At 71.5% G+C, this 12,121-nt stretch carries 12 protein-coding genes; 7 read left to right on the forward strand and 5 right to left on the reverse strand.

Translation table 11 applies throughout. From position 1 onward, the window contains the following. Positions 1 to 113: 113 nt before the first annotated feature. The 5 genes from RIF93_RS06045 (at position 114) to RIF93_RS06065 (ending at position 5,645) form a co-directional block, all read left to right on the forward strand. Positions 114 to 446: a DUF1491 family protein gene (locus RIF93_RS06045; RefSeq protein ID WP_309089437.1), complete on the forward strand. Its 333-nt coding sequence runs from the start codon at positions 114 to 116 to the stop codon at positions 444 to 446. Positions 447 to 458: 12 nt separating this feature from the next. Beyond that, positions 459 to 1,469 (forward strand): ATP-dependent DNA ligase, encoded by a 1,011-nt coding sequence (locus tag RIF93_RS06050; protein WP_309089439.1) that lies wholly within the window; start codon positions 459 to 461, stop codon positions 1,467 to 1,469. Between the two features lie 285 nt (positions 1,470 to 1,754). Next, positions 1,755 to 3,350 carry a peptide chain release factor 3 gene (locus tag RIF93_RS06055; RefSeq protein WP_309089440.1) on the forward strand — a complete coding sequence of 532 codons (1,596 nt, stop codon included), beginning with the start codon at positions 1,755 to 1,757 and terminating at the stop codon, positions 3,348 to 3,350. Positions 3,351 to 3,532: 182 nt separating this feature from the next. Continuing rightward, positions 3,533 to 4,912 carry a hypothetical protein gene (locus tag RIF93_RS06060; RefSeq protein WP_309089442.1) on the forward strand — a complete coding sequence of 460 codons (1,380 nt, stop codon included), beginning with the start codon at positions 3,533 to 3,535 and terminating at the stop codon, positions 4,910 to 4,912. Positions 4,913 to 4,979: 67 nt separating this feature from the next. Further along, positions 4,980 to 5,645, forward strand: a complete 666-nt coding sequence (locus tag RIF93_RS06065) for a TonB family protein (RefSeq protein WP_309089444.1) — start codon at positions 4,980 to 4,982, stop codon at positions 5,643 to 5,645. On the opposite strand, the gene RIF93_RS06070 is transcribed toward RIF93_RS06065, so the two are convergent. The 4 genes from RIF93_RS06070 to RIF93_RS06085 form a co-directional block, all read right to left on the reverse strand. Continuing rightward, positions 5,646 to 6,413 carry an ABC transporter permease gene (locus tag RIF93_RS06070; RefSeq protein WP_309089445.1) on the reverse strand — a complete coding sequence of 256 codons (768 nt, stop codon included), beginning with the start codon at positions 6,411 to 6,413 and terminating at the stop codon, positions 5,646 to 5,648. It abuts the gene before it with no gap. Then, positions 6,410 to 7,147 carry an ABC transporter ATP-binding protein gene (locus tag RIF93_RS06075; RefSeq protein ID WP_309089447.1) on the reverse strand — a complete coding sequence of 246 codons (738 nt, stop codon included), beginning with the start codon at positions 7,145 to 7,147 and terminating at the stop codon, positions 6,410 to 6,412. The genes RIF93_RS06070 and RIF93_RS06075 overlap by 4 nt, the downstream gene beginning before the upstream one ends. Next, on the reverse strand, positions 7,144 to 8,145 hold the full coding sequence (locus RIF93_RS06080) for an ABC transporter substrate-binding protein (protein ID WP_309089449.1): 1,002 nt from the start codon (positions 8,143 to 8,145) through the stop codon (positions 7,144 to 7,146). The genes RIF93_RS06075 and RIF93_RS06080 overlap by 4 nt, the downstream gene beginning before the upstream one ends. Before the next feature lie 492 nt (positions 8,146 to 8,637). Continuing rightward, complete coding sequence (locus RIF93_RS06085; RefSeq protein WP_309089451.1) at positions 8,638 to 10,434, reverse strand: ABC-F family ATP-binding cassette domain-containing protein; 1,797 nt, start codon at positions 10,432 to 10,434, stop codon at positions 8,638 to 8,640. An 81-nt stretch (positions 10,435 to 10,515) separates the two neighbouring features. Here RIF93_RS06085 and RIF93_RS06090 point away from each other — a divergent pair, with 81 nt between their 5' ends. Next, a complete protein-coding gene (locus RIF93_RS06090; RefSeq protein WP_309089453.1) occupies positions 10,516 to 10,980 on the forward strand; it encodes a YcgN family cysteine cluster protein in 465 nt (154 codons plus the stop codon). Here RIF93_RS06090 and RIF93_RS06095 read toward each other — a convergent pair. Continuing rightward, the gene (locus tag RIF93_RS06095; protein ID WP_309089454.1) at positions 10,977 to 11,396 is read right to left on the reverse strand and encodes a DUF805 domain-containing protein; all 420 of its coding nucleotides are present in this window, start codon (positions 11,394 to 11,396) and stop codon (positions 10,977 to 10,979) included. The two genes, RIF93_RS06090 and RIF93_RS06095, sit on opposite strands and share 4 nt — an antisense overlap. 157 nt (positions 11,397 to 11,553) lie before the next feature. Here RIF93_RS06095 and RIF93_RS06100 point away from each other — a divergent pair. Next, positions 11,554 to 12,121: DnaJ domain-containing protein (locus tag RIF93_RS06100; protein WP_309089456.1), on the forward strand; the 568-nt coding region annotated here is incomplete at its 3' end.

The following is a 12,121-nucleotide window of genomic DNA, read 5'->3' on the forward strand; positions in this document are numbered from 1 at the left end:
TATCCCGCATCCACCGACTTTCGTCTTGCAGCCCTGTCTTTCGCCGGGCTTTCGCGGGCACCCTTAAGGCTGGGGTGTTGAAGTTCGGTTAGCGCGCGGGGCATGGTCGCCCCATGCTGCTGTCCACCGACATCTGGGTCGGCGCCCTCATCCGCCGCGTCGAACTGGGCGGCGGCTTCGCCGTGGTCGCCCGCAAGGGCGACCCGCGCGCCGGCGCGGTGCTGGTCAAGGTGCTGAACCGATCGGACGGGACGGCGCGGCTCTATTCCGAGGCCACCCGAGGCGACGGCGAGCGGGTGTGGATGCAGCCGGCCGCCTCCGAGCAGGAGCCCGACCTGGACCGCTACATCGAGCGCGCGGTGAGGATCGACCCCGACGTCTGGGTGGTGGAGATCGAGGACCGCCAGGGGCGGCACTTCCTGGTGGAACCGGTGGAGCGCGCCTGACGCTCCTGAGGCGTGCCCAAGCTCGCCCACCTGCCCGTCCCGCTCGACCTGCCGCCCATGGAGGCGAAGCTGGTGGAGGAGGTTCCCCGCGAGCCCGACTGGCGCTTCGAGCCGAAATGGGACGGCTTCCGGTGCCTCGCCTTCCGGGCAGGCGACGAGGTGGCGCTGCGGGCCAAGTCTGGCAAGCCGCTGGACCGGTTCTTCCCCGACGTGGTGGCCGCGCTGAAGGCCCTGCCCGTCGACCGGTTCGTCGTCGACGGCGAGCTCACGATCGAGGTGGGCGGACGGCTCTCGTTCGAGGCGCTGCAGCTGCGGCTGCATCCCGCGGAAAGCCGGGTTCGGAAGCTGGCGGCCGAGCAGCCCGCGAGCCTGACGCTGTTCGACTGCCTGATGGACGGCAAGGGCCGCTCGCTCGTCGAGGCGCCGCTCTCGAGTCGGCGGCAGGAACTGGAGGCCTTCTTCAAGCGGTTGAAGGGCGCGCCGGCGGTGCGGCTGTCGCCCTACACCGAGGATCGCGACCAGGCCTGCCGCTGGCTGGACGAGGCGGGCTTCGTGCTGGATGGCGTGGTCGCCAAGCGGATCGACGGCCCCTACGTCCCGGGCGAGCGGGCGATGCTGAAGATCAAGAAGATCCGCACCGCCGACTGCGTCGTGGGCGGCTTCCGCTATCAGCAGGGGACGAAACAGGTCGGCTCGCTGCTGCTGGGCCTCTACGGCGACGACGGGCGGCTGCACCACGTGGGCTTCACAGCGACGATCTCCAACGCCGAGCGCCCGGAGCTGACCAAGCGGCTGGAGGCGCTGAAGGGCGAGGGCTTCACGGGCGACGCGCCGGGCGGGCCCAGCCGATGGAGCACCGAGCGGACCGGCGAATGGGTGGCGCTCAAACCCGAGCTGGTGGCGGAAGTCCGCTACGACCAGGTGACCGGCGGACGGTTCCGGCACGGGACCAAGCTGGTCCGCTGGCGGCCCGACAAGGCCCCGCGGCAGTGCACCTTCGAGCAGATCCGCCCGCCGGCCTGAAGGCGCGGGCCTGAAAGAGTCGGGGCGGCGTGGGGAGCCGCCGCCCCGAGTTGGGCTGCTTGGGGTGTTGTTCGGGGGCTCGACGCAGGGGACGGAAGTGGGGGGACGACCGGACCCATATGCATCGAGCACACCCGATGCGGTCCGACATCACGATCGCGTCTCGCGCAATCGCCAGAGGGGCCCGGCCCGCAACGATGAGATGAGACCCGACGGCGCCGCTTTCAAGGCCGCGACATCGATTTTCCTGCAAAGCCGGCAGACGGCGGCTATAAGCGCGCCCCCATGAGCACCTCCCTCGCCGCCGAGGCCGGCCGCCGCCGGACCTTCGCGATCATCTCCCACCCGGACGCGGGCAAGACGACCCTGACCGAGCACCTGCTGCTGGCCGGCGGCGCGATCCGTGCGGCCGGGGCCGTGCGCGCCCGCGGCGAGAACCGGCGCACCCGGTCGGACTGGATGAAGATCGAGCGCGAGCGGGGCATCTCCGTCTCGGCCTCGGTCATGACGTTCGACCACGACGGCAAGATGTTCAACCTGCTGGACACGCCGGGGCACGAGGACTTCTCGGAAGACACCTACCGGACCCTGACGGCGGCCGACGCGGCGGTGATGGTGCTGGACGCGGCCAAGGGCATCGAGCCGCAGACGCTGAAGCTCTTCGAGGTGTGCCGCCTGCGCGACATCCCGATCGTGACGTTCATCAACAAGATGGACCGGGAGGCGCTGGACCCCATCGAGATCCTGGACGAGATCGCCTCGAAGCTGGCCCTGGACCCTGCGCCGCTCTACTGGCCGGCGGGCTCGGGCGGACGGTTCAAGGGCATGCTGGACCTGGAGGGCAAGCGCTTTATCCCGTTCTCCAAGCCCAGCGACCAGCAGGACGGCCACCCCGACCCGGTGCCGCTGGGCGGCAACTCGGTGGCGGCGTTCCTCGACGAGGCCGAGCTGGCCGAGGTCGAGGAGGGCGCGGCCCTGGTGCAGGAGGCTTCCAAGCCCTTCGACCGGCAGTCGTTCCTGGAAGGCCACATGACGCCGGTGATCTTCGGCTCGGCGCTGCGCCACTTCGGCGTCGACCAGCTGCTGGCGGTGATCGGCGAATACGCCCCGCCGCCGAAGGCGGTGCCGGCCACGAAGGGCGGGGCCGAGGCCAAGGTCGAGCCCAGCGAGAAGGAAGTCTCGGGCTTCGTGTTCAAGGTCCAGGCTAACATGGACCCCAACCACCGCGATCGGATCGCCTTCCTGAAGCTGTGCTCGGGGCGCTTCCAGCGCGGCATGAAGCTGAAGGTGCAGAACACCGGCAAACAGCTGAGCGTGAATGCTCCGACCATGTTCTTCGCCTCGGACCGGGAGCTGGCCGAGGACGCCTACGCCGGCGACGTGATCGGCATCCCGAACCACGGCGTGCTGCGGGTGGGCGACAGCCTGTCCGAGAGCGGGACGCTCCGGTTCGCCGGCCTGCCGAACTTCGCGCCTGAAATCCTGCAGCGCGTGCGCGTGAAGGACCCGCTGAAGGCCAAGCACCTGAAGAAGGCGCTGGAGAGCCTGGCCGAGGAGGGCGTCACCCAGCTCTTCCGGCCGACCCTCGGCGCCGACTTCATCGTGGGCGCGGTGGGGCAGCTGCAGTTCGAGGTCATGGCCGACCGCCTGGCCAACGAGTACCAGCTGGAAGTGATCTTCGAGCCCAGCCCCTATGCCGAGGCGCGCTGGTTATCGGGCGACAAGGCCGACCTGGAGGATTTCGCCGGCAAGCACCGGACGGCGATGGCGGTGGACATCGACGACCAGCCGGTCTTCCTGGGCAAGTCGGCGTGGGAGATCGGCTACGTGACCGAGCGCTTCCCGAAGGTGGCGTTCCACCGGGCCAAGGAACGCGCCTGACCCTGCAGTCCTGAGGAACTTGTCCCCAGGCGAGGCTTTACTGTGGATGGCAACGTTTCGTTAACCATACCGCAGAAGTTAAGGGATTGTTAAAGCGACCGGCTCCGGCTTTGCTGCACGCGTTCAGGGCCCTCGCGGACCGTTCCATCGTGGGACGCCGCCCGGCGGGCCGGAGCGGGGCCATGTTCGAGCTGGGACGCGAGCTGAAGCGGTTGTTCGCCGTCGAGCGCAAGCCGGCGGAGGATGCCACGCTCAGCCGTGGCGACGCCGCGCTGCTGGAGCTGCTGGACCTCAAGCTTCTCTCGGACGAAGCCCGCGCCGCCGACGTGGCCGCGGGCCGCATGGGCGCCAAGGACAAGCCGGCGCGCCGCCTCGAAGCGGCGATCGCCTGGCGCGAACTCGCCCGCCGCACGGGCGACGCCGCGGCCCTGCGCAAGGCCGCCGCCATCGCCGAGACCGCCGCCGCCGGCTTCGAGGCCGAGCGCCGCCTGGAAGGGTGGGCGCGGGCGCGTTGCGAGCAGGCGTTCTGCGCGCTCCTGGGCGCCGAGCTGTTCGGTGATCCGGGTCTGGACGCCGCGGCCGAGGTCGCCTTCCGCGAGGTGCGCGCCGCCGTCCGCGGCGGCGTGGCCGCGCCGCTGGCCGACGCGGGCCTGGCCTCCATCCAGGCGCGCCGCCAGCTGGACAAGGGCGACGCCGAAGCGGCGCGCGAGGCCTGCCAGGCGTTCTCGGCGCCGATCATGGCCCTGGACAATCAGGCGCGCCGCGTCACCTCGGTGCGGCCGCTGGCGGCGGAAGCCCGCTTGGCGCGCGCCGATCTGCTGTGCGGCTGGGGCGCGCGTCTGAAGGACGAGAGCCTGCTGCGCGAAGCGGTGGCCGAAGCCGCCGCTGCGGCCCAGCGCCTGGACGCCGCCTACGAGCCGCTGACCTGGGCCCGGGCCGAGATCGCCCACGGCCAGGCGCTGGCCCTGCTGGGCGAGACTACCGGGGACATCGACGCCATCGCCTCGGGCGCGGCGCGGCTCGCCGACGCCGTGGACCACCTGACCCGCGATCACAGCCCGCTGGACTGGGCCCGCACCCAGGTCGCCCTGGCCCAGGCGCTGCAGTCGCTGGGCGAGGCCGCCGGCGACGCCCGCGCCTTCGAACAGGCCGTTAGCTGCTACGACCGCGCCGGCCTGGTGCTGCGCGACGCTCCGGCCCTGCCGCTCCGCGGCGTGGCGGCCAGCGCGCGGGCCGTCTGCCTGGCCCGTTCGGCCGAGCTCACCGGCGACATGGCCGTTCTGGACGCGGCCGAGGCGGCCATGAAGATGGAGCTGGCGGCGAAATCGGCGCGCAAGGACCCCGTGGGTTGGGCGCTGGCCCAGCTGCACCTGGCGCGGCTGTACGAGACCCGCCTGGACATGACCGGCGTCGACCGCGGCGAGCGCGCCTCGGCGGCGCTGGCGCTGGACGCGGCCCTGGACGTCTTCGCCGAGCACGGCCTGCGCTCGTTGAGCGTCCTGGCGGCCGACGCCCTGGCGCGGCTGAGCGGGCGCACGGCGGCCACCCGGCCGGCCGAGTAGGTCGCGTACTTTCGTTCTTTTGAAACACGCGCAGCGGCGCCATGCTCCCGTGGTGGAGGATCTCAGCATGCGTGGAACCCTGCTCAGTGTGATCGGCCTGACCGGCGCGTTCGCCGCCGGGCCCGCCGCCGCCCAGGTCGCGGCGACCTTCGTGGAGGCGCCGTCCCGAGAACAGGTGGCGGCCGCGTTTCCGGCAAAGGCCAAGGCTGACGGCCAGTCGGGCGTCGTGGCGCTCAGCTGCACCGCGGCCATGGACGGCCGCCTCAAGGACTGCGTGGTGATCGGCGAGGAGCCGCGGGGAAAGGGGTTCGGCGCGGCCGCGCGCCAGCTCGCCCGCAGCATGCGGGTCGCCGGCGCGCGCAGCGGCGATGAGGTGAGGGTTCCGGTGAACTTCTCGGCCGACGTGCTGAAGGCGGACTTCACGGCCAAGACGCCGAAGTGGACCGCCATGCCCTCGACCGCGGACTTCCAGGCCACCATCCCCAAACACGAGGGCGGGCCGAACGCCATCCGTGTCACCCTGGTCTGCGACGTGCAGGCGGGCGGCGCCCTCTCGGGCTGCACGGTCGATCGCGAGGAACCGGCGGGCCAAGGCTTCGGCCAGGGCGTGCTGGCGCTGGCGTCGAAGTTTAAGGTCGAGCCCTGGTCGGCGGAAGGCCTGCCGACCGTGGGGGCGAAGGTCCGCCTGCCGGTGCGCTACGATCTGAAGCCGGTGGACCAGGCCAGCCGCTAGCTAACGGCCGCGCCACCAGCGCAGGCCCACGCGCTCCAGCCGCTCCAGGGCGGCGTGCAGCCCCACGCCCATGGCGCCCAGCACGACGAGGGCGGCGATCATGCGCGCCGTCTGCAGCTTGTTGCCCGCATCCAGGATTTGCCAGGCGAGGCCGCTGACCCCGCCGGAGCCGGCGCCGAACTCGGCGACGACGGCGCCGATGAGGGCCAGGCCCGCGCCAACCTTGTGACCCTCCAGCAGGAAGGGTACGGCGGACGGCAGGCGCAGCCGGGCCACCCGCTGCCAGCGCCCGGCGCCATAGAGGTCGAACAGGCGCTCGAGGTCCGGGTCGGCTGCCCGCAGGCCCGCGGCGGCGCCGGAGAAGATCGGGAAGAACGCCACGACAACGGCGAGGGCGACGAGCGCCCGCTCCGGGTGGTCGAGCCCGGCCCAGATCAGCACCAGCGGCGCGAGTGCGATCACCGGCGTCACCTGCACCACCGAGGCCAGCGGGCGGATGGCGCGGTCGAGGAGCGGACTGAGCGCCGTCAGGATCGCCAAGCCAACCGCAACGACGCTGGCGACCGCCAGGGCGACGAGAGCCGTGGACAGCGTGCGCCAGGCGGCGGCCGCAAGGGTCGGGAGGTTTTCGGCCAGCGCCACGGCGACGGCCGAGGGCGGCGGCAGGAAGTAGGCTGGCACGTCGAGGGCGCGGCAGGCGATCTCCCAGGCCGCCAGCAGCAGGCCCGTAAGGGCGAAGGGCGCGAGCGCGTCGGCGAGCCGGCTCACGCGGCGATCCCCTCGGCCAACGCCCCGGACACCGCTTCGACGGTGCGACGGAAGCCGGCCTCGGTGCGGAAGCCCGGCGGCCGGGGCAGGCCGCCTTCGACGGCGAAGGCGCCGGCGATGCGGCCGGGGCCGCGGGTCATCACCACGACGCGGCTGGCCATGTAGACCGCTTCCTCGACGTTGTGGGTGACGAAGACGATGGCGGGGCGGGTGGCGGCCCAGAGCGAAAGCACGTCGTCGGCGAGCGCCCGGCGGGTGATCTCGTCCAGGGCGGCGAAGGGTTCGTCCAGCAGCAGCAGGCGCGGCTCGGTGACGAGGGCGCGCGCCAGCGACACCCGCATGGCCATGCCGCCCGAGAGCTGGACGGGCCGGGCGGCCTCGGCGCCTGCCAGGCCCACACGGGCCAGGGCCTCGTCGGCGCGGCGACGGGCCTCGGCCGTGGCGACGCCGGCGAGCTCCAGCGGCAGGGCGACGTTGGCGCGCGCCGAGAGCCAGGGGGCGAGCGTCGGCGCCTGGAACACGACGGCGGTCTCGCCCCGTCCGGCGGCGCGCACGACCTCACCGCGGGTCGGCGCCTCCAGCCCCGCCAGCAGGCGCAGCGCGGTGGACTTGCCGCAGCCGGAGGGACCGACCAGGGCCACCACCTCCCCGGCGTCGACCTTCAGGTCGAGCGGCCCCAGCGCCCGGCCTCGGGCGTAGTCGACCTCGACGTTGCGGAGCGCCGCGACGGTCACTTCGGCGCGAACTGCAGGGTGTAGGCCCGCTTGGGATCGAGGCTCGCGGGATAGACGCCCTGGCCCTTGGCCATGTCGGCGAAGGCGATCCAGCGGGCGTCGGTCATGGCGCCGACCGCCAAGCCCTCGTCCCCCTCGACGATGCGGTAGGACTTCATCTTCGCGCGGGCCTGGTCGAGGACGTCCTGGCCCATCTCGGGATTGTCCCTGCGGATCAGGGCGTCGGCGGCGGACGGATCGCCGTAGAGATAGTCCCGCCAACCCTTGGCGGAGGCCTCGACGAAGGCCTGCACGGCGGCGGAGTTCTTGGCGATCAGGTCGTCGTGGGCCAGCACCATGGTGGCGTAGCCAGGGTAACCCTCATCGGCGAGCAGGAAGACCTTGGGCGCGAAGCCCGCCTGCTTCTCGATGACGTAGGGCTCGGAGGTGACATAGCCCTGCTGGACAGCGCGTTTGTCGGCGAGGAACGGCGCGGGGTTGAAGGTATATTTGCGCACCTGGTCGTCGGTGAAGCCGTAGCGGGCCTTCAGCCAGACCCAGAACGCGGAGACCGAAGCGTCGGAGAGCAGGATCGGCCGGCCCTTCAGGTCGGCGATGCGTTCGGCGCCCGTGCCCGGGTGGGCCATCAGCACCTGGGGGTCCTTCTGCATGAAAGCGGCGACGGCCTTCACCGGCGCGCCCTCGTTGGCCAGGTTCATGACGATGAAGCTGTTGGAGCCCATACCCATGTCCACGGCGCGCGAGGCCAGAAGCTGCGGCACGTTCACGCCGGGGCCGCCTTGGACGATCTGCACGTCGAGGCCCCGCCGCGCGTATTCGCCGGACGCCAGGGCCTGATAGAAGCCGCCGTGCTCGGCCTGGGCGCGCCAGTCGGTGGCGAAACGGATCGTGGTGCGGCCGCCGTCGCCCTTGGCGGCTGGCGCGGCCTCTTCCTTCTGGCCCGAGCAAGCCGCCAGCAGGGCGGCCATCGCGAAGACGATCGAACGCAGAGCTTTCATGAACTCCCCCGACGTGGACCGGCGGAGCGTAGGGCGGTGCGGTGGCGGTTGGAAGGGGCCCGAAATGCAAGAGGGCGGCGCTCCGGTCGCCCGGGGCGTCGCCCTCTCATCCAGATCCGTTGGGGGATCTGCGCCATCGTGGCCAGCTGCGAGTTCGGTTCGGGTCGTCCTTGCGGACAGCCTTGGTTTTCCCTCGCCGCCGATGTCTTTCCGGATCCTCGGGTCCCGGGTCGCCCCGGTTCCTTGAAGTTCCGCTGGACACTCCGCTTCGCTGTCTTTCCGGTCTCCCAGTCGCCTGGTTTTCCGGTCCGCCGGCGCCGCAGTTCCTCTCGGCGTCTTGACGGTGCGCCCGAACCGGGTATGAGGCAAGCGCCCGAGTGCGGCCCCGTGTGGGCGAGGCGTCAACAATCCGTGAGGAAACTGTTAACAACCCGGGGGCGGCGCGCCGTTTCCTGAAGCGAATCAACGCGCTTCAGTTGTCCACAGGAAGCTTCAGCGGCCGGCCTCGAGCGCCTCGCGGCGTTCTTCCAGCGCGAGCCATTCCTCTTCCGCCGCCGAGAGCTGGGCCTGCGCCGCCTGCAGGGCGCGGGTGAAGCGGTCGAAGCTGGCCGGATCGCGGCCGTAGAGCTCGGGATCGGCCAGCGCCTTCTCGAGCGTGGCGATCTTGCCGGGCAGGTCGTGGATCAGGGCGTCCAGCTCGGCCAGGCGGCGCTGCTCTTTGTAGGACAGCTTGGCCGGCGCCTGGGCCGCAGGCCGCGACGCGGCCGGGGCGGCCTTCGGCGGCTCGGCGCGGGCCGGTTTCCCGAAGAAGCCGGGGTTCTGTTCGATGAAGTCCTGCCAGCCGCCGGGCGTTTCCACGGCGCGGCCGGTCCCGTCCAGGCCGATGGTCGAGCTGGCCAGGCGGTCGATGAAGTCGCGGTCGTGGCTGACCAGGATCAGCGTGCCGTCGTAGTCGGCCAGCAGGTCCTCGAGCAGGTCGAGGGTGTCCATGTCGAGGTCGTTGGTGGGCTCGTCCAGCACCATGACGTTGGCGGGGTTGGCCAGCGCCTGGGCCAGCAGCAGGCGGTTGCGTTCGCCGCCCGAGAGGCTCTTCACCGGCTGACGCAGCTGCAGATCGGTGAACAGGAAGTCCTTGGCGTAGGCGTTCACGTGCTTGGGCTGGCCGCGGACCATCACCTGGTCGCCGCCGTGCGGGGTGAGCACGTCGCGGACGGTCATCTCCTCCTTCAGGCCGGCGCGGGCCTGATCGATGTAGCTGACCGAAAGGTTGGTCCCGAGCTTCACCTCGCCAGTGTCCGGGGCGATCTCGCCCAGCAGCAGCTTCACCAGCGTGGTCTTGCCGGCGCCGTTCGGCCCAACTACGGCGACGCGGTCGCCCCGCAGGATGCGGGTGGAGAAGCCCTTCAGGATCACCCGTTCGCCGAACGCCTTCGCCAGGCCCTTGGCCTCGACGACCCGCTGTCCCGAGACGCCGGAGCTGGCGAGACCCATGTTGAGGCTGCCGCGCGCCTCCTTCAGCCGCTCGGCCTTGGCCTGGCGCATGGCGATCAGCCGGCGGCGGCGTCCCTCGTTGCGGGCTCGACGAGCCGTGACGCCGCGGGCCAGCCAGTGCTGCTCGCGCTCGATCTGCTTGTCGAGGCGACGAGCCTCCTCGGCCTCTTGGGCCTCGATCTTCTCGACCCAGCCGTCGAATTCCGAAAACCCCCGGTCGAGCCGGCGAACCTGGCGGTGCTCCAGCCAGAAGCAGCGGCCGGTGACCCGCTCCAGGAAGGCCCGGTCGTGGCTGACGATCAGCATCGCGGCCCGGCAGTCGGCGATCGCCTGCTCCAGGGTCTCGATGGCCAGGATGTCGAGGTGGTTGGTGGGCTCGTCCAGCAGGAGGACGTCGGGGTCCTCGGCGAAGGCGCGGGCCAGCGCGGCGCGGCGGGTCTCGCCGCCCGAGAGCCCCTGGGCCGGCTTGGCGGGATCGAGGCCGAAGGCCTGCAGTTCGGCCTCGGCCCGATGTCCCGGCGCTCCGCCGCCGGTGGCGTAGTCCAGCAGCGTGCCGCCCGCGATCTCCGGCTCCTGCGGCACCATGGAGATGCGCGTGCCGGGGGTGACCACGCGCTCCCCCGAGTCCGCGTCGATCTGGCCGGCGATGATGCGCATCAGCGTGGACTTGCCGGCGCCGTTGCGGCCGACCAGGCAGGCGCGGACGCGCGGCTCCAGCCCCAGGTCGACGCCGTCGAACAGCATCCGCGGGCCATCGGCCAGGCGGACGTCCTTCAGGGCGAGGATGGGAGCTCTCATGGGGCGCGGGGAATAGAGGTTCGCAGGCCCGCGCGAAAGGTCGCTCTTCTGTCGGACAGCTCAGGGGCCTACATGGGCGCGATGGCCGGTGAACCCTTCTGGCGGCGCAAGACGCTCGAGCAGATGACCGTGGCGGAGTGGGAGAGCCTCTGCGACGGATGCGGCCTGTGCTGCCTGGTGCGCTTCGAGGACGAGGAGACCGGCGAGGTCATCCCCACGCGCGTGCACTGCAAGCTGTTCGACGCCGATGTCTGCCGCTGCAGCGACTACGCCAACCGGAAGCAGTACGTGCCGGACTGCATCAAGCTGACGCCGCACAACATCGAGGCGCTGGAGTGGATGCCCAAGAGCTGCGCCTACCGCCGGCTGCACGAGGGCCGGGAGCTGGCGGACTGGCATCCGCTGATCTCGGGCGATCCGGAGAGCGTGCACAAGGCCGGCATCTCGGTGCGCGGACAGACGGTGAGCGAGACCGCGCTGGCCGATCCGGAGGACGCGCTGGACTTCGCCGCCTGGGATCTCGTGGTCGAGCGCGGCGACGACTAGCGCGCCGGCGGCGGACCCCAGCGGTTCGGCCCCGGATCGCCGCGGACGACGCCGATCACCACCACGAAGGCCATCGACAGGAACATCGCCCCCAGCATCGCCGCGGCGATGTCGGGACGGGCCTCGATGCCGCTCTGTCCCATGGAGACCACCTGCAGCACCGCCGCCATGCCCAGGGCCATGGCCGGAACCTGCCACCAGCCGGAGCGGCCGAGGTCGTGGAGGCGGCGGGCGACGAGGGCCCACTGGGCGATGTTGGCGGCAAGGCTGAACGGCATGGCTATGATCTGCCCGCCCGGAATCACGCCGAGCGCCGACAGCGCGAAACTGATGCCGATGAGCAGCAGCAGCGTGCGCCAGTACTGACGCCGCGCGGCGCGCCCGCTGAACGAAAACCAGGCCTTCCAGTCACCCATGCGCCCCTCGTAGCCGGGACCGCGCGCGGCGGAAAGATCGGCCGCGCAGCGACTGTGGCAATTTTACAACAGATCGTCTTGCGTGACGGGGCCGTACGCCCAATCTAGAACTCGCAATCCACCAGTGGTTTTTCGGCAGCAGAGAGGTTCATCGAGCTTGGCGCGCGACCCCTACCAGGAGCTGGGCGTCCCCCGGAGCGCTTCCGCGGACGAGATCCGCAAGGCCTTCCGCAAGCTGGCCAAGGCGAACCACCCCGACACGAACCCGGGCAACAAGGAGGCCGAGGAGCGCTTCAAGCGCGTCAGCGCCGCCTTCGACATCCTGGGCGACCCGGACAAGCGCAAGAAGTTCGACGCCGGCGAGATCGACGCCGACGGCCGTGAGACGTTCCGCGGCTTCGGCGGCGGCGCCGGCGGTCCCTGGGGGCCGCCGCCCGGCGGCGGCTTCGGCGGCCGAGGCGGCGGCTATCGCACGGAGACCTTCGAGGGCGTCGACCTGGGCGACATCCTTGGCGAGATGTTCGGCGGCGGGCGCGGCGGCGGCCGCGGCGGCCAGGGGGGCGGCTTCGGCGGCTTCTCCCAGCGCGGCGCCGACGTGCGGGCCAAGCTGGAGATCGACCTCCTGGACGCGATCCGGGGCGGCAAGCGGCGCATCGCGTTTTCGGACGGCCGCACCGTCGACGTGACGATCCCCAAGGGCGCCCAGGACGGCCAGACGCTGCGGC

It is taken from the genome of Phenylobacterium sp. (assembly GCF_031181185.1).
Taxonomy (GTDB): Bacteria; Pseudomonadota; Alphaproteobacteria; order Caulobacterales; family Caulobacteraceae; genus Phenylobacterium.